The following is a 24587-nucleotide window of genomic DNA, read 5'->3' as shown; positions in this document are numbered from 1 at the left end:
TTGTCAAATATATTATTTGACTCGGATTAAGTCGAAAAACATATCATGGATCTCCGTCAATTTCGGTACTTCGTCGCGGTGGCCGAAGAGCGTCATTTCGGACGCGCCGCCCAGCGTCTGTCGATGACGCAGCCGCCGCTTTCGCAGCAGATCCGGGCATTGGAGGCGTCGCTGGGCGCACCGTTGTTCGTGCGGACCAACCGGTCGGTCGAGCTCACGGCCGTCGGCCGGCAACTGCTGCCCGAGGTGCGGCGCATTCTGGCGGACGCTGACGCACTGCCCGCACTCGCCCAGGGCCTGGCGCACGGCGAGGTGGGAACGCTCTCGCTGGGTTTCGTCTCGACGGCGGACTACGGCATTCTGCCGCCGCTGCTGCGCGAGTTCGGCGAGCGCTACCCGCGGGTGCGCCTGCAACTGCTCGAAGCCACCAGCGACGTGCAGGTCGAAGCGCTGATGGACGGCCGCATCGACGCGGGTCTGTTCATTCCGCCTGTGCCCGCGCGTTACGCCAATGAACTCTCGTATCTGCCCATCATGCGAGAGCCGCTGATGCTGGCACTGCCCGCCGGTCGCGGGGGCGATCCCGACGGTCAGCACGATCGGTCGGGTGAGCCGGGTGAGCCAGGTGAGCCGGGGGAGCCAGTAAGTCTGGCCGACTTTGCCGACGAGCCGCTTGTCATCTTCCCGCGTCGTGTGGCGCCGGCGTTCTACGACATCATCATGGGATGCTATGCCGCGCTTGGCCTCACGCCACGCGTGGGGCAAGAGGCGATTCAGATGCAGACCATCGTGAGTCTGGTGTCTGCGGGCATGGGGGTAGCGCTGGTGCCGCAGTCGCTATGTCACCTGCGGCGCACCGGGGTGACCTATCGTGCGCTGCGCGAGACGAGCACGCTGATCGAGACGGGCTTGCTTTGGCGTACCGCGGAAGTCACGCCGGTGCTCGAAGGCTTTCTCGAGACGGCGCGGAGCGTGGCGCACACGCCGCCGGGGGCGACGCTGTCGACCTGACTGGCCGCATGGCAATGCCCGGCGTCCGCCTGCCGCACCGCCGGGCGCTCGTGGTATTGTGCTGCCCATCCCACGGCATGCCGGGCCGGTCTCCCATGAGCCGGCAATGACTGGTGTGTCACGTGATGGCGGCAAGGTTTTGCATTGACCGTGTTGCCATCGGGCTGACGGAACTTTTGTTCACGAATCGATTCTTTTGATCCATGCTGATTCATCCTCAATTCGACCCGGTCGCGATTCATCTCGGCCCGCTCGCCATCCGCTGGTACGGCCTGATGTACCTGGTCGGCTTCATCCTGTTCCTTCTCGTGGGGCGGCTGCGCGTGCGTCAGCCCTCCATTGCCGCGCAAGGCTGGAAGGCGCAGGATCTCGACGACATGTTGTTCTATGGCGTACTCGGCGTGATTCTCGGCGGACGTCTGGGCTATGTGATTTTCTACAAGCTGTCGTTCTATCTGGCGAACCCGCTCGACATTTTCAAGGTGTGGGAAGGCGGCATGTCGTTCCACGGCGGTTTCCTCGGCGTGCTCGTCGCCATGTGGCTGTTCACGCGCCGTCGCGGGCATTCGCTGCTCGAAGGCACCGACCTCATCGCGCCGATGATTCCGCTGGGGCTCGCCGCCGGCCGTCTGGGCAACTTCATCAACGGTGAGTTGTGGGGACGAGTGACGTCGCCCGACTCGCGTTTCGCGATGCTCTTCCCGCAAGCGGCGGTTGAGGATGCCCAATGGGCGATGGCGCATCCGCAAGCCATGGCCGATCAGGCGATGGCGATGGTGTTCGCGCAATTCCACGGACTGCCGCGTTATCCGTCGCAGTTGTTCGAGGTCGCACTCGAAGGCGTGGCCCTGTTCCTGCTGCTGTGGTGCTTCTCGCGGCGTGCGCGTCCGGTCGGTGCGGTGTCTGGCATGTTCCTGGTCGGTTACGGCGCGTTCCGTTTCCTCGCCGAATTCACACGCGAGCCCGACGCCTTCCTCGGTTTGCTCTCGTTCGGGCTGTCGATGGGCCAATGGCTGTCGCTGCCGATGGTCGTGGCGGGCGTGATCATGCTCGTGTGGTCGTATCGCCGCCGGCCGGTGACGTCTCACGTCTGAGGTGTCGGCAGGCGCCGTGTCACAGCCTGCAATGCAAAGGGCCGCCGGAGGTTGTGAACTGACCCCGTAAAGTTGGACGGGTAAGTTACGTCGGCAAGGGCTGAGTTCTGTACTGCACAGGGCTCAGCCCTTTTTGCTTGGGGGGCGGGGGACGAGGATCGCTCAGCTTGCCTTGCGCTCCAGCGCTCGTAATGACGCCATCAGATCGGCGAAGCGTGCTCCCTGCACCGTGACATGGCCGCGAAGGCGTTCCGATGCCGCATCGGCATCCCCCGCTTCGATGGCGCGAAACACGGCGTCATGCTCGGCGAACGACTGGTGCGGCCGATCGCGCACACGCAGTTGCAGACGGCGATAGACGCGCAGCCGGCGGTGCAGTTGCAGCGCCGTTTCCTGCAGGTAGGTGTTGTGACTGGCCTGATAGATCAGCGCATGAAAGCGCGCGTTGACTTCGTAATACGTGTCGATGTCTCGCGTCTCGGCGGCCGCCCGGCTCGCTTCGTGTGTCTCGCGCAGTTCAGCCAGTTCGTCTTCGGTGATGCGGCGTGCGGCCAGCCTTGCGCACATCGATTCCAGTTCGGCCATCACCTCGAACATTTCGCATAGCCGCTGGGGATCGATCTGCGCGACGACCGCGCCTCGCCGGGGGCGTATCTCGATCACGCCCGACGACGCCAACTGAATCAATGCCTCGCGCAGCGGCGTGCGCGACACGCCGAACGCGCTCGCCAGTTCCACTTCGTCGAGCCGCATGCCGGGCGGGTACTCGCCCACGGCAATCTTCTCTTCGATCGCCTGTCGCAGCGCTTCCGATCGCTTCGGTTTTACGGTCATGACGCTCTCGCTCGGTCGTGTGCCAACCCCGTCAAACGGGGCTGAAATGGGGGCCATCGTTGCCAAAGTACCGCGTGAACCCCGCGTTGAAGATCGGGGTAAACGCCAAAAATGTATTTTTTACGGGGCCGATTTGTATACACCGTGATGGATTGACTATACGATTTCAATCCGAGAGCGGCAACTCGCGCACTCGAAACACAAAAAATCAAAGCAGTCATCCGTACATGCAGTGCCGGCGAACCGGTGGTGCACCCGGGGCGTGTCTTGCGACGCGTGCCGGGCGATGTCAGGCACCGGGCTTCGCTGGTCCATCACTGACAGAAGTGACAGGAGACGCCATGGAGACAACCCTTTCCCCGCTGCGGCGGCAACTCATGCTGGGTGCCGCTTCGGCACTCGTCACCGGCGGTCTGGCCAGCCCTTGGGGCGGCGCATTTGCGCAGTCGGGCCCGCTCAAGATTTCCCATCAGTTCCCCGGCGGCACTCTCACCGAGGGCGATTTCCGCGACCGGCTATGCCGCAAGTTCGCGCAAGAGGTCGAGAAACGCACCGGGGGTGCGCTCAGGTTTCAGGTCTATCCGGGCAGCTCGCTCATGAAGACCAATGCGCAGTTCTCCGCGCTGCGCCGCGGGGCACTCGATCTTTCGCTTTATCCGCTGCCCTATGCGGGCGGGGAAGTCCGCGAACTCAATATCGGCCTGATGCCGGGGCTCGTGACGTCTTATGCGCAGGGCACCGCCTGGCGCAATGGCGAGATCGGCAAGGTACTCACGGACGTGCTCGCCGAGAAGAACATCGTGATGGTGAGCTGGGTCTGGCAGGCGGGCGGTGTCGCGAGCCGCGCCAAGCCGCTCGTTGCGCCGGAAGACGCCAAGGGCCTCAAGGTGCGCGGCGGCAGTCGCGAGATGGACATGATGCTCAAGGAGGCCGGCGCGGCCGTCATCTCGCTGCCGTCGAACGAACTCTATGCAGCCATGCAGACAGGGGCGATGGATGCGGCGATGACGTCGTCGACGAGTCTGATGTCGTTCCGTCTTGAAGAGGTGTCGAAGCATCTGACCACGGGACGCAACAAGTCGTACTGGTTCATGCTCGAACCGCTGCTCATGTCCAAGCAGATCTTCGACAAGCTGCCCAAGGATCAGCAGCAGGTGATTCTGCAAGTGGGGGCCGAGCTGGAGTCGTTCGGCACGGAAGCCGCCAAGGCCGACGATGCGCAGATCGCCAGCGTCTACACCAAGGCTGGCGCGAAGGTCTATGACCTCGACGAGGCGACGGTGATGAAGTGGCGTGACATTGCCCGGCGCACCGCGTGGAAGGACTACGCGAGCAAGTCGGACACGTGCGCGAAGCTGCTCGCGCTCGCCGAAAAGGTGCCTGCATGAGCGGGGCCGTCGTGAGCGCGGAGCCAGCGCAGGCGCGCACTCGCGTGTTGCGGCGGCTCGACGCCCTGTTGCAGGGCGTGAGCCGCCTGCTCATGATCGTGTGCATGCTGGCGTTGGTCGGCGCCGCATTGGTGCTGAGTTACAGCGTGTTCGCGCGGCACGTGCTCAAGCTCGCCACCGACTGGCAGGACGAAGCCGCCGTGTTTCTGCTGGTGGGGGCAACCTTTGTCTCTGCCGCTCACGTGCAGCACTTGCGCGGGCACATTGGCATCGAAGCCGTGACGACGTTGCTTTCGCCGCGCGTGAACCGGGTGCGGCGATGGCTCGTGGACATTGTCACGTTCGCGTTCTGCGGCTTCTTCGCCTGGAAATCGTGGACGCTGTTCTGGGAAGCCTATGTCGACGGCCAGACCAGCAGTTCGACATGGGGGCCGCCGCTGTCGATTCCCTACGGGTTGATGGCGTTCGGCATGACGTTGCTTACGGTGCAACTGCTGCTGCAAGTGGCGATCGGCGCTTGCGAGATGGGGAAAACGCCGGGCCGTGATACGCCGCTCGCATCGGATCGCACGGGAGAACACGCATGAGCGAACTCGGCATCGGATTGCTCTATGGCGGCGCTACGCTCGTCGCCATGTTCTCGGGCATGCCCATCGCATTCGCGCTTGGGGCCGTGGCGGTGGCGTTCATGTTCGGCTTCATGCCGGCGTCGTCGCTCGACACCATCACGCAAAACGTCTACGAGGAGATGGCCAGTATTACGCTGCTGTCGATCCCGCTCTTCATCCTGAAGGGCGCGGCCATCGGCAAGTCGCGCGCGGGGCAGGACCTGTATCTGGCGCTGCATGCCTGGATGCGACGGATTCCGGGGGGGCTCGGCATCGCCAACGTCTTCGCATGCGGGCTGTTCGCCGCGATGGCCGGCTCGAGCCCGGCAACGTGCTCTGCCATTGGCAGCGCCGGGATTCCGGAGATGCGCCAACGGGGCTATTCGCCGGGGTTCGCCGCCGGGATCATCGCCGCAGGCGGCACGCTCGGTATTTTGCTTCCACCGTCGATCACGATGATCCTCTATGCGGTGGCGGCGGAACAGTCGCTCGGGCGTCTGTTCCTCGCGGGGATCGTGCCCGCGTTGCTGCTGGTGGGGTTGTTCTCGTGCTATGCCGCATGGCGCTACCGGAAGGAGTACGGGCGCGCGCAATTAGCCCTCGCACGCGACGGCACGCCGTCGCCGTTCCCGAACGAGCCGCCGGCGACGATGCGCGAAAAGCTGGCGCTGTTGCCGCGCGTGCTGCCGTTCGTAACGCTGCTCATCGGTGTCATGGCGGCGCTCTATGGCGGGTATGCCACGCCGTCGGAGACGGCCGGCCTTGGCGGATTGCTGGCGCTCGCGCTCATCGCCGTGATCTACCGGATGTGGAAGCCGCGTCAGCTTGCCCCGATTCTGACCGGCACGTTGCGCGAATCGACCATGCTCATGTTCATCATCGGCATGTCGCTGCTCTATTCCTACGTGATGAGCTATCTGCACATCAGCCAGTCGGCCGCGCAGTGGATCGTGGGGCTGCATCTGTCGCGCTGGGTGCTGCTTGCCGCCATCTTGCTGATGGTCGTCGTGCTTGGCTTCTTTTTGCCGCCGGTGAGCATTATTCTGATGACGGCGCCGATCATTCTGCCGCCGCTGCGGGCCGCGGGTTTCGATCTGGTGTGGTTCGGCGTGGTCATGACGATTGTCATGGAACTGGGGTTGATTCATCCGCCGGTGGGTCTCAACATATTCGTTATCAAGAATACGGCGCCCGATATTGCGTTGCGCGACATCGTGTGGGGCGTAATGCCGTTCGTGGTGCTGATGGTGGTGGCCGTCGTTCTCATCTGTATGCTGCCCGGCTTGTCGCTGTGGCTGCCGGACCAACTGATGGGGTGAGCATGGCCGGTGACGTTCGGGCACCCTTCGTCTGGGCGTGGGGCGCACCATGCACGAGCTTCGTGAACTAAAGCCATGAGAGAGGAAGCCATGAAGGATGAGCCGATCATGTCAGCCATGTCCATTCCCGTTTCGCTGAGTCCGTCTGCATCGATGACGGCCGAATCGTCATCGTCGTCGTTGTCGGCGTCGTCCAGTTCGCCTGAACGAAGTGCGCCCGAGCGCGTTGCCGATGTCAGCGCACCCGTGCCGTCGCCGAAGCCGTCGTTGGGTGAGCGGCTGGGGCAGTGGTTCGGGCGTGGCGCAGGCAAGACGGGCGGGCAGGGCGGCGGCCCGAAGGATGGCAAAGGTGACAAGGGTGATAAGGGGGAGGGCAAGGGGGACGGCAAGGGGGCCCCGGCGAAACTGTCCTCGCGAACGGAAAGCGCGTTGCGGCGGCAGTTGACGCAATGCCTGGCGGCGCGTTTGACCGACTCTGCCGCTAACGAGGCCGCCCGCGACTTCATGACGCGGTACGTTGCGGCGTCGCCCGAAGCGCAATTGGCGCTGCTCACGGTCGTGGCCGATATCTGTGCGAACCACGGCAATGCGGGTGCCGAGGCGGGCAAGAATGGCGACGGCACCAGCGCCAAGCGTGCCGCCAGTGGACTGGCAGGTGCGCTCGGCAGTGAACGCGTGCGGTTTCTCAAGCGCTTCAACGCATTGCCCGACGGCCTGCCGTTCCTCGTGCGCTGGCGCTCGGACATGCTGCACCATCGGGCGGCGCTGCCCGGCCTCGCGGCGCTTGAAGACGATCTCGGCAGTCTCTTCTCGACGTGGTTCGACGTCGGCTTGCTGGAGCTGCATCCGATTACGTGGGATTCGCCCGCGTCGCTGCTCGAGAAACTCATGCGCTACGAGGCGGTGCACGAGATTTCGTCGTGGGCCGACTTGCGCAACCGGCTCGATTCCGACCGGCGGTGTTATGCGTTCTTCCACCCCCGGATGCCGCGCGAACCGTTGATCTTTGTCGAAGTGGCCTTCGTCCCCGACATGGCGGCCGACGTGCATTCGCTGCTCGACGAGCAGGCGCCGCTGGAGGATTTGCGCCGCGTGCGCTGGGCCATCTTCTATTCGATCTCGAACACGCAGCCGGGACTGCGCGGCGTGAGCTTCGGCAACTTCCTGCTCAAGCGCGTGATCGACGAACTGCAAGTCGATTTCCCGAAGCTGCGCAACTTCGCGACCCTCTCCCCCATCCCCGGCTTTAACGACTGGCTCAGGCAACTGTCTGCGCCAGCGCTCGCCGAGGCACTCGGCCCCAAGCGGCTGAAGCTGCTGGCGCAGGAGGCGTCGCTGCCTTCGCACGCCTCGGGAGCGCAGATGATGGTGTGGCTGCAGACATCGCCGGAGCGCAAAGGCGTGCAGGCGCTGCAGCGAAGTCTTGGCGAGGCACTGGCTGCCCGCTATCTGGCGCGCGAAACCGTGCGCGGACAGCCGCGAGATCCGGTCGCGCGATTCCACCTGGGCAATGGCGCGCGCGTGGAGCGCATCAACTGGCATGCGGACCTCTCGAAGAAAGGCGCGAAGCAGTCGTGCGGCATGATGGTCAACTATCTCTACGAGCCCGACGAGCTCGACGCCAACCTGCAACGCCTCATCGACGGCGAACCGGCGCTCGGACGCGCCGTATCGCGCTTGCTCTGAGCACCATGACGCACATGACGCACATGACGCCCGGTGCCGAAGCGGCCGCGAACGCCCATCATCATCATGGAGACAGGTGTGAGTGAAGTTCTGCGCGACGACAGTTCGCTTGACGAGGGGTGGGTCACACTGACGCTATCGAATCCCGCCAAGCTCAACGCCATTTCGGTGGCGATGTGGCGCGCGTTACGCGCGCATTTGCAGGCACTTGACGAAGACGCCCGTGTGCGAGCCATCGTCATTCGCGGGGCACAAGGCAACTTTGCCGCCGGCGCCGATATCGAGGAGTTTCCGGTCGAGCGCGGCAGCTACGATACGCTGCGCCGCTATCACGGCGAGGTGATCGGGCCGACGCTCGAGGCGTTGTCGCGTTGCCGGCATCCGAGCGTTGCGCTGATCGAAGGGGTCTGCGTGGGCGGCGGCCTGGAGATCGCCGCGCATTGCGATTTGCGTATCGCCGGGGAAGGCGCGAGGTTCGGCGTGCCGATCAACAAGCTCGGCTTTCCGATGGCGCCCGGCGAACTGCGCGGCGTGCTGGCGCTGGCGGGACGCGCTGCCACGCTTGAGATCCTGCTAGAAGGACGAGTCTTCGGCGCCGCGGAAGCCCGCGAGAAAGGCCTGCTCACGCGTGTGGTCGCCGACGAGGCGGTGGAAGAAGCGGGCTACACTTGTGCCCGGCGGCTGGCCGCCGGTGCACCGCTCGCCGCTCAACTGAACAAGTGGTTGATCACCCGGCTGGCGCCGGCCGTAGCGCCATTGTCCGAGGCCGAATGGCAGAAGGCTTTCTCGTACTGGGACTCGCATGATCACCGCGAGGGCGTAGCCGCGTTCCTTGAGAAGCGGCCGCCCGATTTCCGGGGGCGCTGAGTGCCGACGCTCCCTGGTGTTTCCGATTTCACTGACGCATCGACGTATCCACTGTTTCGAATCCGGTTCTGTTTATGACGCAAGACGCCAATCTCTACCGACTCTTTGCCGAACGTTTTCCCGCCGACAAGTCGGCGTGTGCCATCGAGACGCCCGAAGGGCTTTACTACAGCTGGGGCGACCTTGAGCACGCGAGCGCACGCATTGCCAACCTGCTCGCGAGCCTCGACCTGTCACCCGGTGCGCGCATTGCCGTGCAGGTCGAGAAGTCCCCCGAAGCGCTGCTGCTTTACCTCGCGACCCTGCGCGCGGGGTTCGTCTATCTGCCGCTCAACACGGCGTATCGCGACGCCGAAATCGCTTACTTCGTCGAGAACGCGGAGCCGGAAGTCGTTGTATGCAGCCCGGCGAACTTTGGCTGGGTCTCCAAGATTGCGTTCACCAACGGCGCGAAACACGTCTACACGCTGGGTGACGATCGCACCGGCTCGTTGCTGGAGCGCGCCGCGTGGTTCGGCGATGCCTTCGAGACCGTGCCGCGCTCGCCCGACGATCTTGCCGCGATTCTCTATACGTCGGGCACTACGGGCCGCAGCAAGGGGGCGATGCTCTCGCACGGCAACCTTGCGAGCAACACGCGTGTCCTGCACGCGTTCTGGGGCTGGGGCGAGCGCGAAGGGGGCGATGTGCTGTTGCACGCACTGCCGATTTTCCACGTGCACGGGTTGTTCGTCGCGAGCCATGCGGCGCTGTATTCGGGCAGCAAGATGATCTGGCTGACGAAGTTCGATGCGCGTGAAGTGCTGCATCAACTGACGCGCGCCACGGTGTTCATGGGCGTGCCGACGTATTACGTCAGGCTGCTGGCGGAGCCGGGGCTCACGCGTGAAGCGTGTCGCAACGTACGTCTATTCATTTCGGGCTCGGCGCCGCTGCTGCGCGAGACGTTCGAGGCGTTCCGCGAACGCACGGGTCACACGATTCTGGAGCGCTACGGCATGTCGGAGACGGTCATGCTTGTCTCCAATCCGTACCACGGCGATGCCGCCACCGTGCGCCGAGCGGGCACCGTCGGGGTGCCGCTGCCGGAGGTGACGGTTCGTGTGGTGGGGGATGACGGGCAGCCGAGCGTGCAAGGCGACATCGGCCACATTCAGGTCAAGGGGCCGAACGTGTTTGCCGGGTACTGGCGCATGCCGGAAAAGACGGCAGAGGAATTCACCGCTGACGGTTTCTTCAAGACAGGGGACGTCGGCAAGTTCGATGAGGATGGGTACGTCCATATCGTGGGCCGCTCGAAGGATCTCATCATCTCCGGCGGGTACAACGTCTACCCGAAGGAGATCGAGGGGTTCATTGATGAGATGGACGGTGTCGCCGAGTCGGCTGTCATCGGTGTGCCTCACCCGGACTTCGGTGAAGCCGTGGTGGCGGTGATCGTGCCGCGCGACGGTGTGCCGGCACCCGACGAGCGAACCGTCATCGACGCGCTCAAGCAACGCATCGCCAACTTCAAGGTGCCCAAGCGCGTGCATGTCGTCGCGGAATTGCCGCGCAATACGATGGGCAAGGTGCAGAAGAATCTGCTGCGCGATCGCTTCAAATAAGCGGCTTGCGTCACGTTGCCGCAGGTGGCGATACGGCAATGTGCCGCGCCTGCGCCGTGTCGTCGTGGAGATGAAAATGCCGCCCTCGCTGGGGCGGCATTTTCGTTTGTGCAATGGCCGGGTCGCCGAGTCGCAGGGGGAGCGGCCGGGCCGGCGGAGCTCACTTCATCTGCACGGTGCCTGAGACCGTCACGGTCACTTGCGTCTTGCCGCCTTCAAGTTGCATCGGCGGGGCGGCGTCGGCACCGGGTGCCATCGCCATGGCCTTCATCGCGTACGGACGCGGCATCATCGGTGCGTTCGAGCCGACCTGCACCTGACGGATCGTGTAGCTGCTGTAGCCGAAGGCCTTCGTGTTGTTCTGCGCCTGATCGCGGAACGCCTGAATCGCCTGATGGGTCAGCTCGGCCTGAGTCTTCTCCTGCGCTTCACGCGAGAGCGAGAACGACACGCCGTCCATCTGCATCTGGTTCGAGATCTGGCTCGCGAGACGCGACGCCGCGCCGAAATCCTTCGACGTCATTTGCAACTCGGTACGGCCGCGCCATGCCGTGATCTTGCCGTCGCGGTTGGTCGTCGGGTAGAGCGAGACGTTGCCGGTCTGAACCTGCACACCATTCTGCCCCTTGGCGATCGACATCGCGCTGTTGGCCTTTTGCGTGAGGTTGCGCGAGACGGTGGCGGCATCCGGGCCCTGTTCCTGCGCAGACATCGTGATGTGAACGGTGTCCTGTTCGACTTCCTTCGTGGCATTCGCCTCCAGACCCAACACGCCTGAGACCTGACGATTCGCATCGTCGCCCGATTGGGCGTAGGCGGCGTTGGTGGCAGTGGCGGCGGTGGCAATCAGAAGAGCGGCAGCGAGAGATTTGCGCATAGTTTTGACCTTTTTCGAAGGGTAGTTCGCGTCTGAACGGCGAACGTTTGACCGATCACCGGTACCGCCTTCGTGACATAACCCTCACTCGGATGAAAAGGCAAGTGGGTACGCACTATGCATGTTCCGGCAACGTTATACAGACGCTATCGCAATAATTTTGGTTCCCCGAGACCTCCTTCAGTCCTTCATTACTTAAGTAAGTGCTTGCTGATGAACTTCCAGTGCTCGGGAGAGACAGGGGTGATCGACAGCCGGTTGCCGCGTGCGAGTACAAGCATGCCGTCCAGTTCCGGGGTCTGGCGCAATTCGGTGAGCGGTACGAGCCGTGTCTTGCGATCGAGCTTCACGTCGACGAGCAGCCAACGAGGGGATTCCGGCGTCGACTTGGGATCGAAGTATGGACTCTTCGGGTCAAACTGGGTCGGATCGGGGTAGGGGGCCGAGGCGACTGTCGCGAGTCCGGCAATACCGGGCACGGCGCAGCTCGAGTGATAGAAGAGTACCCCGTCGCCCACGCGCATGTCATCGCGCATGAAGTTGCGCGCCTGATAGTTGCGCACCCCGGTCCATGGGAGGGTCTGGTGCTTTGCGCTGGCGAGATCGTCGATGCTCGCCTCCTCGGGTTCGGACTTCATCAACCAATAGCGTTGCGTCATGACGTTTCGGAGTTCAAGTGGGCGCAACGGTGACAAATATCGCTCAAATGGGCCCGAAGGCGACGCATCTGCGATCGATTGTTTGCCGCGCTGCGATATTTGGCCAATTCCTATACTATTAGTTAGTGACCTTCGTGTGACGTTTCAGGTGACGCATGGGCTCCGTTGCGCAGGGGCTTTAAAGTGCAGTGCACAACGCGTTCATCCGCCTACCCATTCGCACCGGTCGCAAGCACGTGCTTGAGCGATACATGTTCAATTCCCTATGCCGATAGGAGAGTGTGTCATGGCTGCAGAGCCGTCTGTCCGAACCAATGCGTTCATCTTCTATTCTCTTGCCACGGTGTCGTTCATCGAGACCAGTGTCCCCGAGTTCGTCTCTACGCTCAATCAGATGTATGGCGACGATGACGAGATGAGAACGTGGTTGAGCGATACCTGGCTGCCTGAAGAAGTCGAACACGGGCGTCTTGCCAAGGACTATATCGCACGTGTCTGGCCAGAGTTCGACTGGTCGAATGCTTATGACGCATTCCTCTCCCGTTACAAGCCGCGTTGCGACGTGCAGTACATGCGGCCGTCGCTGGCGCTGGAGGCGCTGTCACGGTGCGTCACCGAGACGCAGACGGCCATGATCTATCGCTGCCTCGAGTCCTACATGCCGGTCGAAGAACTCAAGCAGATGATGCATAAGCTGAGCAACGAAGAGGTCGGCCACTATCGCTATTTCCGCAAGACATTCGATAGGTATAACGCCGTCGAGCGGCACGGCATCATCAGCCGGCTGCGCACGATGGTGGCTCGCAGCGAGCTGGTGCGCGACGAGGACATCGCCTTCGCGTTCGAGCCGCTCAATCACTTCTGGCGCTCGCCGCCGCCATTCGAGGCGATGACCTGGGAGGCGTTCCTCGCCATGTCGGGCGACATCATGAAGCAGTACATGCCGGTGGAGGCGGCCACGCGCATGATGTTCAAACCGCTGGAGACCGGAACGTGGTGGCGTGACCGTCCGGTCAAGGCGCTGATGTCCTTCATGGTGAAGCGCCAGTATCCGCAGTTGGGCAGCGAGGCCTGACGACGCTCGTTGTCAGCGCTCGCCAGCGGCTTGCCTGACGACGGACGAAAAAAAACCCCGCCGAGGCGGGGTTTTTCGTAGTCGGCGAACCGTATTACTTGTTCGTGCCGACGACTTCGACTTCCACGCGACGATCCGGTGCCAGGCACTTGATCAGCTGACCGCGGTTCTTCTGGTTGCAACCAGTCGTAACCGGGTTACGCTTGCCCTTGCCTTCGGTGTACACGCGGTTGGCTTCGACGCCCTTGCTGACCAGGTAAGCCTTCACAGCTTGAGCGCGACGCAGCGACAGACGGTCGTTGTACTTGTCCGAACCGATGCGGTCGGTGTAGCCCGTGGCAACCACGACTTCGAGGTTCAGCGCCTGAACCTTGCCAGCCAGGTCGTCCAGCTTAGCCTTGCCTTCCGGCTTCAGGATGGCCTTGTCGAAATCGAACAGGGCGTCAGCCTGATAGGTCACCTTCTGCGAGACCGGAGCGACCGGAGCGACCGGGGTCGGTGCCGGTGCCGGTGCCTGAGCGATGATCGAGCCATCGCACTTGGCATTGGCCGTGGCCGGGGTCCAGTAGGCATCGCGCCAGCACAGTTCGTCCGAGCCGTTCTTCCAAACCCACTCGCCGCTGCCGTTCACCCAGTTGTCATTGACTGCTTGCTTCGAGGCCGCGATCGGGCCCGGAGCGGTCTGGACGTAGTTTTGGGCCATAGCCGAAGCAGCCATCACTGCGGTAGCTGCAACGATCGCGAGCTTAGCGAATTTATTCATATTTCTCCTCTCGAAATGAGATTACCGCAGGTTTACTGCGAGCCTAGACGACAGAACCAAAGTCTTACATCGCTCGAAGTATAACATCGGCAAGTGCGCGAAAGCATGACCCATGCACTTCGAATAATGTCTAACTTATGCCACGGCATTTTGCCATAGCGCTTCCGCCACCCGCGAGCAAAACCCCAAGTTTGCTGCCCGTCGTGGCGCAGTTGTGGTTTGAGCGCAACACCTTTTGAGGGACCTCGCCAACCGTTTCATTTCATATCGAGCTCTGACATTTTGGCGTGCCAGACATGTGTTGTGCATTGCACCACGCTCGTTTCGGATGCCAATGACGGGCATGTTAGAATCCTAAGATCATATCGCCGGCAGCCGCCTATCGCGATTAGGGTTTGATAGACACGAATAATGGATCAGTTCGCCAAAGAAACTCTCCCGATTTCGCTCGAAGAAGAAATGCGGCGGTCGTATCTCGATTACGCCATGAGCGTGATCGTCGGCCGCGCTTTGCCGGACGTGCGTGACGGGTTGAAGCCTGTCCACCGCCGTGCACTGTTTGCCATGCACGAGCTGAACAACGACTGGAACCGGGCGTACAAGAAATCGGCACGTATCGTCGGTGACGTCATCGGTAAGTACCACCCGCACGGTGACGCCTCCGTATACGACACCATCGTTCGTATGGCCCAGCCGTTCTCGCTGCGTTACATGCTGGTCGACGGCCAAGGTAACTTCGGATCGGTCGACGGCGACAATGCCGCTGCAATGCGATACACCGAAGTGCGCATGGCCAAGATCGGCCATGAGCTGCTTGCGGACATCGACAAGGAAACCGTCGACTTCGGTCCGAACTACGACGGCAGCGAAAAAGAGCCGCTCATCCTGCCTGCCCGCATCCCGAACCTGCTGCTCAACGGTTCGTCGGGTATTGCGGTTGGCATGGCCACGAACATTCCGCCTCACAACCTCAACGAAATCGTCGAAGGCTGTCTGCATCTGCTTCAGAATCCGGATGCCACCATCGACGAACTCATCGAGATCATTCCGGCACCGGACTTCCCGACCGCCGGCATCATCTACGGTATCTCGGGCGTGCGCGAAGGCTATCGCACCGGCCGTGGCCGTGTAGTGATGCGAGCAAAGACTCACTTCGAAGATATCGATCGCGGTCAGCGCGTGGCGATCATCGTCGACGAGCTGCCGTACCAGGTTAACAAGCGCTCACTGCTCGAGCGGATTGCGGAACTGGTCAACGAGAAGCGTCTTGAAGGTATTTCCGACATTCGCGACGAGTCCGACAAGAGCGGCATGCGCGTGGTGATCGAACTCAAGCGCGGCGAAGTGCCCGAGGTCGTTCTCAACAATCTCTATAAGCACACGCAGCTGCAGGACACGTTCGGCATGAACATGGTGGCGCTGGTCGACGGCCAGCCCAAGTTGCTGAACCTGCGCGAAATGCTGGTGCATTTCCTCGCGCATCGTCGCGAAGTGATTACTCGCCGTACGGTCTATGAGCTGCGTCGTGCCCGCGAGCGCGGCCATGTGCTCGAAGGTTTGGCGGTAGCGCTCGCTAACATCGACGACTTCATCGCGATCATCAAGGCAGCGCCGACGCCGCCGATCGCGAAGGCCGCGTTGATGGAGAAGGCGTGGGATTCGTCGGTGGTGCGCGACATGCTCGCGCGTGCCGAGACCGAGACGCAGGGTGGCCGCGATGCCTTCCGTCCGGAAGGTCTCGATGCCGCAGTGGGCATGCAGGCCGATGGTATGTACCGTCTGTCGGAGACGCAGGCGCAGGAAATCCTGCAAATGCGCCTGCAACGCCTGACCGGTCTGGAGCAGGACAAGATCGTTTCCGAGTACAAGGAAGTGATGGCGCAGATCGCCGACCTGCTTGATATTCTGGCGCGTCCGGCGCGTGTGACGGCAATCATCAGCGAAGAGCTGACGGCCGTGCGCGCCGAGTTCGGCGATGCCCGCCGTTCGACCATCGAACACAACGCGACCGAACTCGACACCGAAGATCTGATCACCCCGCAGGATATGGTGGTGACGCTGTCTCACTCGGGTTACATCAAGTCGATGCCGTTGTCCGAGTACCGCGCGCAGAAGCGTGGCGGACGCGGCAAGCAGGCCGCCGCTACGAAGGACGACGACTGGATCGACACGCTGTTCATTGCGAACACGCACGACACGATCCTCTGCTTCTCGAACCGCGGCCGCGTGTACTGGATCAAGGTTTATGAAGTGCCGCAGGGCTCGCGGAACTCGCGCGGGCGTCCGATCGTCAATATGTTCCCGTTGCAGGATGGCGAGAAGATCAACGTGGTGCTGCCGGTCAAGGAGTACACGGAAGATCGCTTCGTGTTCATGGCTACGAGCTTGGGCACGGTCAAGAAGACGCCGCTCGCGGCCTTCAGTCGTCCGCTCAAGAAGGGCATCATCGCTGTGAACCTCGATGACGGCGACGTGCTGATCGGCGCGGCCATCACCGATGGCGCGCATGACGTCATGTTGTTCTCGGACAGCGGCAAGGCGGTGCGTTTCGATGAGAACGATGTGCGTCCGATGGGTCGAGAGGCACGCGGCGTTCGCGGTATGCAGCTCGAAGAGGGCCAAACGGTCATTGCGTTGCTGGTCGCCGAGAACGAGCAGCAGTCGGTGCTGACGGCGACTGCGAACGGCTACGGCAAGCGGACTTCGATCACCGAATATACGCGCCATGGCCGTGGCACTAAGGGTATGATTGCGATCCAGACGAGCGAGCGCAACGGCCGGGTGGTCGCGGCGACGCTGGTTGAGCCGGATGACGAGATCATGCTGATCACGACTGGCGGGGTGCTGATCCGTACGCGTGTGTCGGAAATTCGCGAAATGGGCCGGGCCACGCAAGGGGTGACGCTGATCAGCCTGGACGAAGGCACGACGCTTTCAGGCCTGCAACGCATCGTCGAGTCCGACGCCGAAGTTGCCGAGAATGGCGACGCCCCGGGCGACGATGAGGCGCCGGAAGCGGATGTCACGGAGTAATACTGGCGTAACTCGATGTAATCTATGGGCGCATTGCCCCGAAAAGTCAGTAGAATCTGGCCCGATGCAGTGAAGTGCCCAGGCGAGGATGCATCTATTTATCGTCGTCGAAAGCCGACGAACTTTGGAGTGACTATTACTATGCAACACAACGTCAAGAAGTGGATGTGGCTGCTGCTCGCAGCACCGGCAATGGCAATGGCGCAGCAGAGCGCCCCGCTCGACGCCGACAAGAAGGCAGCCATCAAGGAGCTGCTCGACGCTATCGACTCGAACAAGCTCGTCTCCGCTATCGGTGACGGTGCGCAGCAGCAGGCCAAGCAACTCGCGCCGCAAGTGCTGGAGCGCCAACTGGTCGAGAACAAGACGTTGAGCGACGCACAGAAGCAGTCCATCGTGCCGACGCTGCAACAGAACTCCGTGCAAAAGCTTGTCGACGGCGCGGGCAAGGTCTTCGCTAGCGATGCCTTCAAGAACGACGCGGTGCAAGCGCAGTACAACGCCTATGGCAAGTACTACACCACCGAAGAGATCAAGGGTCTGACGGCGTTCTACAAGAGCCCGGTCGGCCAGAAGTACATCAAGGTGCAGGATCAGGTTGGCCAGGAAGTCGTTGGTGGCCTGATGCAGAAGTACATGCCGCAATCGATCGACGCGACCAGCAAGCAAGCTGACGCCGAGATCTCCGCGGCTGCCAAGTCGGCACCGAAGGCACCGGCCAAGAAGTAAATTTCGGCGGATCCCCCAGGGATTGACCGATAATGGCCGTTTGCGAGAGATCGCAAACGGCCATTTTGCATTGATGGGCCAAATCGGCAGGTTCTGCTCGGAATTCTCCGGAATTCGGCCGTCCCAAGCCGGAATTACGGGGAGTGCCCGCACGTGAGCGTCATCTGGCGGTATAGTTGACCTTTACCGCTGCTGCGCCACCGCATGATCGCCAGACGTGAAACGCAAGCCGCACGGATCAGTCTCCGCCGGCTTGCGTTTCACTTTTACTGCAGCAAAACGATGATGACGCGCGCTTTCAATTTTTCCGCCGGACCGGCGGCGCTGCCTGCCGAAGTGCTCACGCAGGCAGCCGAGGAAATGCTTGACTGGCATGGGGCCGGCATGGGCGTGATGGAGATGAGCCATCGCGGTCGTGAGTTCATGAGTATCCTGGCGCAGGCGCAGGCTGATCTGCGCGAGTTGCTGGCAGTGCCCGACAACTACCGGATCTTGTTCATGCAAGGGGGCGCGCTGGCGGAAAACGCCATCATCCCGATGAACTTGCTGGGCGGTGAGCGCGCGGGCGCGCGCAGTACGGCAGATTATGTCGTCACGGGTTCTTGGTCCGTGAAATCGCAAAAGGAAGCGCGCAAGTACTGCGACGTCAACATTGCTGCGAGTAGCGAAGCCGACAAGTTCACCCGGCTGCCGAAGATGGACGAATGGCGGTTGTCGAAGGATTCGGCTTACGTGCACATTTGCACGAACGAAACCATTCACGGTGTCGAATATTTCTGGACGCCCGATCTGGCGGCTGCCGGCCTGCCGGACGCGCCGCTCGTGGCCGATGTCTCGTCACACATTCTTTCGCGTCCGATGGACGTATCGAAGTTCGGCGTGATGTACGGTGGTGCGCAGAAAAACATCGGCCCGTCGGGTCTCACGCTCGTCATCGTGCGCGATGATCTGCTCGGTCGTGCACTGCCGGTCACGCCCAGCGCTTTCGACTGGAAGATCGTTGCCGAAAACGACTCGATGTACAACACGCCGCCGACTTACGCCATTTACATTGCCGGTCTCGTGTTCCAGTGGCTCAAACGGCAGGGCGGCCTGGCTGCCATGGACGCGCAGAACAAGGCGAAAGCCGAGTTGCTGTATGGCTACCTGGACGGCAGCGATTTTTACCGCACGTCGGTGGAGAAGGATTGCCGTTCACGCATGAATGTGCCGTTTTTCCTGCACGACGACGCATTGAACGATGCTTTCCTGGCCGGCGCTCGCGAGCGTGGTCTGCTGCAACTCAAGGGCCACAAGTCCGTGGGGGGCATGCGTGCCTCGATCTACAACGCGATGCCGCTTGCCGGTGTCGAGGCGCTGGTCGACTATCTGCGCGAATTCGAGCGCAGCCACGGCTGACGAGGACGAACGGCCGGCGCGACGGGAATCTACCGACGTCCTTCGAGACATCGCGCCGCGAGCCGCCTGACCATGTCCCATCGCAAGAAGACAATACGCTCCATGGATGATGATCTGAACGCATCGTTGCGCCCCTTGCGCGAGAAGATTGATGCTATCGACGCGCAGCTTCTGAAGCTGCTCAATCAACGTGCGGCCGTCGCCCTGGAAGTGGGTGAGGTCAAGAAGCGTTTCGGCGCGCCGGTGTTCCGGCCGGAACGCGAGTTGCAGGTGATTTCCCGACTGCAACAAGCCAATGACGGCCCGTTGTATGGCGACAATCTGGCGTCGATCTGGCGCGAAATCATGTCGGCCAGCCGTGCGCTCGAGAGGGTGATGACCGTCGCCTATCTCGGCCCGGCGGGGACCTACAGTGAACAGGCGGCATTCGCCTACTTCGGTCAGAGTGTGAAGGGCTTGCCGTGTCCGTCGCTCGACGAAGTGTTCCGTGCCGTTGAGGCAGGCAGCGCGGACTTCGGCGTCGTACCGGTCGAGAATTCGACCGAGGGTGTGGTGTCGCGCACCCTGGACCTGCTGCTGCAAAGTCCGCTGACGATCGGCGGTGAAGTGGCCTTGCCGATTCACCATAACCTGATGTCGTTATCTGGCACGCTCGACGGTGTGACGCGTATTTGTTCGCATGCCCAGTCGCTAGCGCAGTGCCAGCACTGGCTCACGGCGCACTTCCCGAAGTTGGAGCGTCAGGCGGTGTCGAGCAATGCCGAGGCGGCGCGCATGGCGTCGGCCGATCCGACGATTGCCGCGATTGCGGGCGAGTCGGCAGCCACCCAATACGGACTGCAAGTCGCGTTCTCGCACGTGCAGGACGATCCGCACAACCGCACGCGTTTCGTGGTGGTCGGCACGCAGGATGCGGCGCCGAGCGGCCATGATCAGACCTCGTTGATTCTCTCCGTGCCCAATCGCGCCGGTGCGGTAGTGGCATTGTTGGAGCCGCTCGCAAACAACGGCGTGTCGATGACGCGATTTGAATCGCGCCCGGCCAAGAGCGGTGCGTGGGAGTATTACTTCTACGTCGATTTCGAAGGGCATCGCGACGATCCGAATGTCGCCAAAGCGCTCGATGTACTGCGTCAGAACGCGGCCTACTGCAAGGTGCTCGGGTCGTACCCGCGCTCCGCGTAACGCGTGGCAGGCCATACACCATGAGTCTGAATAAACTCGTCATCTGCGGCGTCGGCCTGATTGGCGGCTCGCTCGCGCGGGCGCTCAAGGCAGCGGGGGCGGTGACGGAAGTCGTCGGCGTCGGACGAAGTGAGGCGTCGCTCGCGCGAGCTCGCGAGCTCGGCGTGATCGATCGTGCTGCCGTGTCGATGGCCGACGCTGTGGCCGGGGCCGATGTGGTTGTGCTCGCGGCGCCGGTGGCACAGACGCCTGCCTTGCTTGCGGCGATCCGTCCGTATCTTGGCGGCGATACGATTGTGACCGATGCAGGTAGTACCAAGACGGACGCCGTGGTAGCCGCCAGGCAGGCGTTGGGCGACGAGGTCTGGCGCTTTGTGCCGGGACATCCGATTGCCGGCGCGGAGTTGTCTGGCGTTGACGCAGCGAAAGTCGATTTGTATCGCGACCGACGCGTCGTGCTTTGTCCGCAACCGCGCAATCGCAGCGAGGACGTCGCGCGAGTGCGAGCCATGTGGGAGGCGACGGGCGCGCGTGTCTCGGAAATGTCCGAAACACAGCATGATCGCGTTTTCGCGTCGGTGAGTCACTTGCCGCATGTGTTGTCGTACGCACTTATTGCACAGATTCTCGAAGCCCCCGATGCCGCGTTGAAATTCGGTTTCGCGGGCGGCGGTTTTCGCGACTTCACGCGTATCGCTGCATCGAATCCCGAAATGTGGCGCGATATCTGTGTGGCCAATCGCGAGGCGCTGCTTGCCGAACTCGATGGCTACCTCGCCACGCTCGGTACGCTACGTGAATTGATTGATGCCGGTGATGGTGCCGGTCTCGAGGCCGTGTTCGCTCGCACCAGTCAGGCGCGAACGGACTGGGCCAAGCAACAGGAAAAGTAATGGAAACGCTCGATCTCGGCCCGTACGGCCACGCCGAAGGCACGCTGCGCCTGCCCGGCTCGAAAAGTATCTCGAACCGCGTGCTTCTGCTCGCCGCGCTCTCGCGCGGCACGACCCGCGTACGCGATCTGCTGGCATCGGACGACACGCAAGTCATGCTCGACGCATTGGCGGCGCTTGGCGTCAAATGCACGCAGGTCGGCGGCTCGCGCGATTTCGTCGTCGAGGGCTGCGGCGGCGTGTTTCCTGTAAAGACGGCCAAGTTGTTCATGGGCAATGCCGGCACTGCCATTCGTCCGTTGACCGCGGCATTGTCGTTGAGCCATGGCGACTACGAAGTCTCAGGCGTGGCACGTATGCACGAGCGCCCGATCGGTGATCTGGTCGATGGCTTGCGTCAACTGGGCGCGCAGATCGACTACCTCGGCAACGCCGGATACCCCCCGCTCCATATCAAGCCGGCCGACGTGGTGGCGCCCGCTACACCGATTCGTGTGCGAGGCGACGTGTCGAGTCAGTTCCTGACGGCGCTCCTGCTGACGCTGCCGTTGCTGCCTTCGGTGACGGGCGAGATTGTTGTCGAGGTTGAGGGGGAACTGATTTCCAAGCCGTATATCGACATCACGCTTCGACTGCTCCGGCGGTTCGGCATCGACGTTCGGCAGGATGGGTGGTCTCGATTCACCTTGCCGGCGGCGGATGCCGATGGCGCGAAATATCGGAGCCCTGGCGAAATTCGGGTCGAGGGCGACGCATCGTCGGCGTCTTATTTCCTCGCGGCTGGCGCGATTGGTGGCGGTCCGCTGCGAGTCGAAGGCGTTGGCCGCGACAGTATTCAGGGCGACGTGCGTTTTGTCGACGCACTTGCTGCGATGGGCGCACGCGTCACGCTGCACGACGATGCCATCGAGGTCCATGGCGTCGACACGCCGAGCGGCAAGCTGCGTGCGCTCGATATGGACTTCAATCACATTCCCGATGCCGCGATGACGATTGCCGTCGCCGCACTCTTCGCCGATGGTACGACCACGCTGCGCAATGTGGCGAGCTGGCGTGTGAAGGAAACAGATCGCCTGGCGGCGATGGCTATCGAGTTGCGCAAGGTTGGCGCGACGGTAGAGGAAGGCCCGGATTATCTTCGCGTCACACCGCCAGCGTCGCTGACGCCGAATGCAGCGATCGACACCTACGACGATCATCGTATGGCGATGTGCTTCTCGCTCGTGAGCCTGGGGGGCGTTCCTGTGACGATTAACGATCCGAAGTGCGTTGCCAAGACGTTCCCGACATATTTCAGCGAATTCGCGCGGGTCGCTTCGTAGTCCCTGCCGTGAATTCGGGGCCGACGTGCCGCTGCCGGTGCGTGAGACCCGACGATGCGTGGTCCTGTTGCCGGCTGGAGTGGCCGGGGCCGCATCGTTTGTGCTGGGCACATGCCGTTACCCCCGGCCGGTCAATGTCTGCCAAAGCAGAATGCCGTTCAGCGCAACGATGGCTCCGGCAATGAGCCAGGCGACGGCCAGCAGTGCGCCGCGCGCGCGCCATTCGCCCATCAGCTTCGCATCGCCGGCGAACCGCACCAGCGGAATCACCGCGAACGGCAATTGCAGGCTCAGCACGACCTGACTGACGATCAGGAGGTTGGTTGTCTGGGCTTCGCCGCCATGCCCCACGATCAGCAGCGCCGGAATGAGCGCCAGCGTGCGCGTGATGAGCGCACGTTGCCATGGCTTCATCCGAAGATTGAGAAAGCCCTCCATCGTGACCTGACCCGCGAGTGTGGCTGTTACCGTCGAATTCAGCCCGCAGGCGAGCAGCGCGACGGCAAACATCACGCCTGCCCATTGATTGCCGAGCAACTTGTGCGCGTCGCCAAGCGATTCCACAGACGTGTTTCCGCTCGCATGAAACACGCAGGCCGCCAGAATCAGGAGCGCAGCGTTGATCAGGAAGGCGAAGCCGAGAGACAGTGCGGTGTCCCAATGTGTGGCGCGGAGTGCGTGTCGCAATGTGGCCGGGGTACGTTCTGGCATGGCCTCGCCGCGCATGCGCAGCAAGGCTGAATGCAGATAAAGGTTGTGGGGCATGACCGTAGCGCCGAGAATGCCGGTCGCCAGCCAGAGCATGCCGGCTTGGGCGACGATTTCACTGCGAGGACGCAGTCCCGCTGCGGCGGCGCCCCAGTCGGGGTTCGCCAGCGCAAGTTGCGCCGCGAAGCAACCCGCCGTGAGCAGGATCAGTGCGGCGACGGCACCTTCGAGCCGACGTTGTCCGAAACCTTGCAGCCCTAGCAGGGCGAAAGCGAGAGCGCCCGCGAACAGCACGCCCACGGGCAGAGGCAGGCCGAACAGCAGTTGCAGTGCGAGCGCACTGCCGACGATCTCAGCAAGATCGCAGGCGATGATGGCGATCTCACACAAGACCCACAACGCCAGCGAAGTGCGACGGCTATACTGGCTACGTGAGAGTTGCGCGAGATCGCGTCCGGTCACCAGACCGACGCGTGCCGCCAGCCATTGCAGCAACAATGCCATCACGCTCGAGAGCAACACTACGCACAGCAGTGTGTACCCGTAACGGGCCCCTCCCGCGATCGCCGTGGCCCAGTTGCCCGGATCCATATACCCAACGGCGATAAGGGTGCCCGCGCCAGCGAACCCCATCCACCGCCGCGCACGGCGTGGCATGTTGGATTGCGGGTCGGGCGTCAGCCCCCATTCGGAACCGGCTAAGGGATAATCGCGGCTTTGCATGGCAGTCACAAAGGGTTGACAGCGCCGTTAGCGCCTACATCTAAATGATAATCATTATTATTTGGGTGAGGGGTTATTTTTTAATGTGTGAGATAGACAGAGACGAAGGGATGCCTGATTTGACGGTGGTGGACGACTCGATTCCAGTCATTACGGTGGATGGCCCGACGGCGTCCGGAAAGGGAACGGTGGCGCACCGTGTCGCTGATGCGCTGGGATTTCACTATCTGGATAGTGGGGCGCTGTATCGGCTGACGGCGCTCGCGAGTGCCCGTCACGGGATCGATCCCGACGACGTTGGCGCGCTGGCCGTACTTGCCGAAACACTCGATGTGCGCTTCAGATACGAGCGCATATGGCTCGCTGGCGAAGATGTCACCGACGCGATCCGGGCCGAGGCGATTGGCAACCGGGCATCGAGCATCGCCGTGCACAAAGCGGTGCGGCAAGCGCTGATGGCGCTCCAGCGGGGGTTCAAGACCGCACCAGGCCTCGTCGCAGACGGCCGTGACATGGGCACGGTGATCTTCCCGGAAGCCGAATTGAAGGTCTTTTTGACCGCCTCGCCACAGGCCCGTGCCGAGAGACGGTATAAGCAATTGATAGAAAAAGGTTTTTCTGCTAATATAGACAGTCTCATGCTGGATCTTGAGGCGCGCGATGCGCGGGATCGTACCCGGGCAGAAGCGCCACTAAGGCCGGCAGAGGGTGCGCGGGTACTCGACACATCGGGGCTCACGGTCGATCAGACGGTGGCTCAGGTGCTCGAATGGTTCGCGCAAGTGCAGTACCCGCAAGGCGCCTGACC

Annotated in this window: 21 protein-coding genes; 16 read left to right on the top strand and 5 right to left on the bottom strand. The window is 62.4% G+C overall.

Going from position 1 to position 24587, the window contains the following annotated elements; genetic code table 11:
• The first annotated feature begins 45 nt into the window (after positions 1 to 45).
• Positions 46 to 1011: a LysR family transcriptional regulator gene (locus tag PBR20603_RS10245; RefSeq protein ID WP_150559429.1), complete on the top strand. Its 966-nt coding sequence runs from the start codon at positions 46 to 48 to the stop codon at positions 1009 to 1011.
• 203 nt (positions 1012 to 1214) lie between these two features.
• On the top strand, positions 1215 to 2105 hold the full coding sequence (gene lgt / locus PBR20603_RS10240; protein WP_150559428.1) for a prolipoprotein diacylglyceryl transferase: 891 nt from the start codon (positions 1215 to 1217) through the stop codon (positions 2103 to 2105).
• 162 nt (positions 2106 to 2267) lie between these two features.
• Here lgt and PBR20603_RS10235 read toward each other — a convergent pair whose 3' ends face one another.
• A complete protein-coding gene (locus PBR20603_RS10235; RefSeq protein WP_150559427.1) occupies positions 2268 to 2939 on the bottom strand; it encodes a GntR family transcriptional regulator in 672 nt (223 codons plus the stop codon).
• Between the two features lie 341 nt (positions 2940 to 3280).
• Between PBR20603_RS10235 and dctP the strand changes: the two genes are divergently transcribed.
• From dctP to PBR20603_RS10205, 6 genes are all read left to right on the top strand, one after another.
• Positions 3281 to 4327 (top strand): TRAP transporter substrate-binding protein DctP, encoded by a 1047-nt coding sequence (gene dctP, locus PBR20603_RS10230; RefSeq protein WP_150559426.1) that lies wholly within the window; start codon positions 3281 to 3283, stop codon positions 4325 to 4327.
• Complete coding sequence (locus PBR20603_RS10225) at positions 4324 to 4914, top strand: TRAP transporter small permease (protein ID WP_150559425.1); 591 nt, start codon at positions 4324 to 4326, stop codon at positions 4912 to 4914. The genes dctP and PBR20603_RS10225 overlap by 4 nt, the downstream gene beginning before the upstream one ends.
• Positions 4911 to 6254 carry a TRAP transporter large permease gene (locus PBR20603_RS10220; protein WP_150559424.1) on the top strand — a complete coding sequence of 448 codons (1344 nt, stop codon included), beginning with the start codon at positions 4911 to 4913 and terminating at the stop codon, positions 6252 to 6254. The genes PBR20603_RS10225 and PBR20603_RS10220 overlap by 4 nt, the downstream gene beginning before the upstream one ends.
• Before the next feature lie 108 nt (positions 6255 to 6362).
• A complete protein-coding gene (locus PBR20603_RS10215) occupies positions 6363 to 7940 on the top strand; it encodes a malonyl-CoA decarboxylase domain-containing protein (RefSeq protein WP_246174527.1) in 1578 nt (525 codons plus the stop codon).
• A 66-nt stretch (positions 7941 to 8006) separates the two neighbouring features.
• Positions 8007 to 8807: an enoyl-CoA hydratase/isomerase family protein gene (locus tag PBR20603_RS10210; RefSeq protein WP_150559656.1), complete on the top strand. Its 801-nt coding sequence runs from the start codon at positions 8007 to 8009 to the stop codon at positions 8805 to 8807.
• Positions 8808 to 8881: 74 nt separating this feature from the next.
• On the top strand, positions 8882 to 10414 hold the full coding sequence (locus PBR20603_RS10205; RefSeq protein WP_150559423.1) for a malonate--CoA ligase: 1533 nt from the start codon (positions 8882 to 8884) through the stop codon (positions 10412 to 10414).
• Positions 10415 to 10574: 160 nt separating this feature from the next.
• Here PBR20603_RS10205 and PBR20603_RS10200 read toward each other — a convergent pair whose 3' ends face one another.
• Both PBR20603_RS10200 and PBR20603_RS10195 read right to left on the bottom strand, forming a co-directional pair.
• On the bottom strand, positions 10575 to 11291 hold the full coding sequence (locus tag PBR20603_RS10200) for an SIMPL domain-containing protein (protein ID WP_150559422.1): 717 nt from the start codon (positions 11289 to 11291) through the stop codon (positions 10575 to 10577).
• 191 nt (positions 11292 to 11482) lie between these two features.
• Positions 11483 to 11950, bottom strand: coding sequence for an EVE domain-containing protein (locus PBR20603_RS10195; RefSeq protein WP_150559421.1), 468 nt, complete (start codon positions 11948 to 11950; stop codon positions 11483 to 11485).
• A 286-nt stretch (positions 11951 to 12236) separates the two neighbouring features.
• Here PBR20603_RS10195 and PBR20603_RS10190 point away from each other — a divergent pair, with 286 nt between their 5' ends.
• Positions 12237 to 13025 carry a hypothetical protein gene (locus PBR20603_RS10190; RefSeq protein ID WP_150559420.1) on the top strand — a complete coding sequence of 263 codons (789 nt, stop codon included), beginning with the start codon at positions 12237 to 12239 and terminating at the stop codon, positions 13023 to 13025.
• 94 nt (positions 13026 to 13119) lie between these two features.
• On the opposite strand, the gene ompA is transcribed toward PBR20603_RS10190, so the two are convergent.
• Positions 13120 to 13788 carry an outer membrane protein OmpA gene (gene ompA / locus PBR20603_RS10185; protein WP_048628982.1) on the bottom strand — a complete coding sequence of 223 codons (669 nt, stop codon included), beginning with the start codon at positions 13786 to 13788 and terminating at the stop codon, positions 13120 to 13122.
• A 411-nt stretch (positions 13789 to 14199) separates the two neighbouring features.
• Between ompA and gyrA the strand changes: the two genes are divergently transcribed.
• From gyrA to aroA, 6 genes are all read left to right on the top strand, one after another.
• Positions 14200 to 16821: a DNA gyrase subunit A gene (gyrA, locus tag PBR20603_RS10180; RefSeq protein WP_150559419.1), complete on the top strand. Its 2622-nt coding sequence runs from the start codon at positions 14200 to 14202 to the stop codon at positions 16819 to 16821.
• 141 nt (positions 16822 to 16962) lie between these two features.
• Entirely contained in the window at positions 16963 to 17550 is a 588-nt protein-coding gene (locus PBR20603_RS10175) for a DUF2059 domain-containing protein (RefSeq protein ID WP_150559418.1), read from the top strand.
• A 282-nt stretch (positions 17551 to 17832) separates the two neighbouring features.
• Positions 17833 to 18948 (top strand): 3-phosphoserine/phosphohydroxythreonine transaminase, encoded by a 1116-nt coding sequence (gene serC, locus PBR20603_RS10170; RefSeq protein ID WP_425495800.1) that lies wholly within the window; start codon positions 17833 to 17835, stop codon positions 18946 to 18948.
• Between the two features lie 102 nt (positions 18949 to 19050).
• Complete coding sequence (gene pheA / locus PBR20603_RS10165; RefSeq protein WP_150559417.1) at positions 19051 to 20133, top strand: prephenate dehydratase; 1083 nt, start codon at positions 19051 to 19053, stop codon at positions 20131 to 20133.
• A gap of 20 nt (positions 20134 to 20153) precedes the next feature.
• Entirely contained in the window at positions 20154 to 21026 is an 873-nt protein-coding gene (locus PBR20603_RS10160; protein WP_150559416.1) for a prephenate dehydrogenase, read from the top strand.
• The gene (aroA, locus tag PBR20603_RS10155) at positions 21026 to 22348 is read left to right on the top strand and encodes a 3-phosphoshikimate 1-carboxyvinyltransferase (RefSeq protein ID WP_150559415.1); all 1323 of its coding nucleotides are present in this window, start codon (positions 21026 to 21028) and stop codon (positions 22346 to 22348) included. Before PBR20603_RS10160 ends, aroA begins: the two co-directional genes overlap by 1 nt.
• 117 nt (positions 22349 to 22465) lie before the next feature.
• On the opposite strand, the gene PBR20603_RS10150 is transcribed toward aroA, so the two are convergent.
• On the bottom strand, positions 22466 to 23779 hold the full coding sequence (locus PBR20603_RS10150; protein WP_281355995.1) for an Nramp family divalent metal transporter: 1314 nt from the start codon (positions 23777 to 23779) through the stop codon (positions 22466 to 22468).
• Between the two features lie 110 nt (positions 23780 to 23889).
• Between PBR20603_RS10150 and cmk the strand changes: the two genes are divergently transcribed.
• A complete protein-coding gene (cmk, locus tag PBR20603_RS10145; RefSeq protein WP_174977888.1) occupies positions 23890 to 24585 on the top strand; it encodes a (d)CMP kinase in 696 nt (231 codons plus the stop codon).
• Positions 24586 to 24587: the final 2 nt, after the last annotated feature.

It is taken from the genome of Pandoraea bronchicola (assembly GCF_902459805.1).
GTDB classification, from domain to species: Bacteria; Pseudomonadota; Gammaproteobacteria; order Burkholderiales; family Burkholderiaceae; genus Pandoraea; species Pandoraea bronchicola.
Note: the sequence above shows the minus strand (reverse complement) of the source record. Positions and strands in the feature narration are given on the sequence as shown.

Bases quoted from the DNA above. Each gene is read 5' to 3' on its own strand.
- PBR20603_RS10245 (WP_150559429.1), top strand. From the start codon at position 46: ATGGATCTCCGTCAATTTCGGTACTTCGTCGCGGTGGCCGAAGAGCGT.
- lgt (WP_150559428.1), top strand. From the start codon at position 1,215: ATGCTGATTCATCCTCAATTCGACCCGGTCGCGATTCATCTCGGCCCG.
- PBR20603_RS10235 (WP_150559427.1), bottom strand. From the start codon at position 2,939: ATGACCGTAAAACCGAAGCGATCGGAAGCGCTGCGACAGGCGATCGAA.
- dctP (WP_150559426.1), top strand. From the start codon at position 3,281: ATGGAGACAACCCTTTCCCCGCTGCGGCGGCAACTCATGCTGGGTGCC.
- PBR20603_RS10225 (WP_150559425.1), top strand. From the start codon at position 4,324: ATGAGCGGGGCCGTCGTGAGCGCGGAGCCAGCGCAGGCGCGCACTCGC.
- PBR20603_RS10220 (WP_150559424.1), top strand. From the start codon at position 4,911: ATGAGCGAACTCGGCATCGGATTGCTCTATGGCGGCGCTACGCTCGTC.
- PBR20603_RS10215 (WP_246174527.1), top strand. From the start codon at position 6,363: ATGTCAGCCATGTCCATTCCCGTTTCGCTGAGTCCGTCTGCATCGATG.
- PBR20603_RS10210 (WP_150559656.1), top strand. From the start codon at position 8,007: ATGGAGACAGGTGTGAGTGAAGTTCTGCGCGACGACAGTTCGCTTGAC.
- PBR20603_RS10205 (WP_150559423.1), top strand. From the start codon at position 8,882: ATGACGCAAGACGCCAATCTCTACCGACTCTTTGCCGAACGTTTTCCC.
- PBR20603_RS10200 (WP_150559422.1), bottom strand. From the start codon at position 11,291: ATGCGCAAATCTCTCGCTGCCGCTCTTCTGATTGCCACCGCCGCCACT.
- PBR20603_RS10195 (WP_150559421.1), bottom strand. From the start codon at position 11,950: ATGACGCAACGCTATTGGTTGATGAAGTCCGAACCCGAGGAGGCGAGC.
- PBR20603_RS10190 (WP_150559420.1), top strand. From the start codon at position 12,237: ATGGCTGCAGAGCCGTCTGTCCGAACCAATGCGTTCATCTTCTATTCT.
- ompA (WP_048628982.1), bottom strand. From the start codon at position 13,788: ATGAATAAATTCGCTAAGCTCGCGATCGTTGCAGCTACCGCAGTGATG.
- gyrA (WP_150559419.1), top strand. From the start codon at position 14,200: ATGGATCAGTTCGCCAAAGAAACTCTCCCGATTTCGCTCGAAGAAGAA.
- PBR20603_RS10175 (WP_150559418.1), top strand. From the start codon at position 16,963: ATGCAACACAACGTCAAGAAGTGGATGTGGCTGCTGCTCGCAGCACCG.
- serC (WP_425495800.1), top strand. From the start codon at position 17,833: ATGATGACGCGCGCTTTCAATTTTTCCGCCGGACCGGCGGCGCTGCCT.
- pheA (WP_150559417.1), top strand. From the start codon at position 19,051: ATGGATGATGATCTGAACGCATCGTTGCGCCCCTTGCGCGAGAAGATT.
- PBR20603_RS10160 (WP_150559416.1), top strand. From the start codon at position 20,154: ATGAGTCTGAATAAACTCGTCATCTGCGGCGTCGGCCTGATTGGCGGC.
- aroA (WP_150559415.1), top strand. From the start codon at position 21,026: ATGGAAACGCTCGATCTCGGCCCGTACGGCCACGCCGAAGGCACGCTG.
- PBR20603_RS10150 (WP_281355995.1), bottom strand. From the start codon at position 23,779: ATGCAAAGCCGCGATTATCCCTTAGCCGGTTCCGAATGGGGGCTGACG.
- cmk (WP_174977888.1), top strand. From the start codon at position 23,890: ATGCCTGATTTGACGGTGGTGGACGACTCGATTCCAGTCATTACGGTG.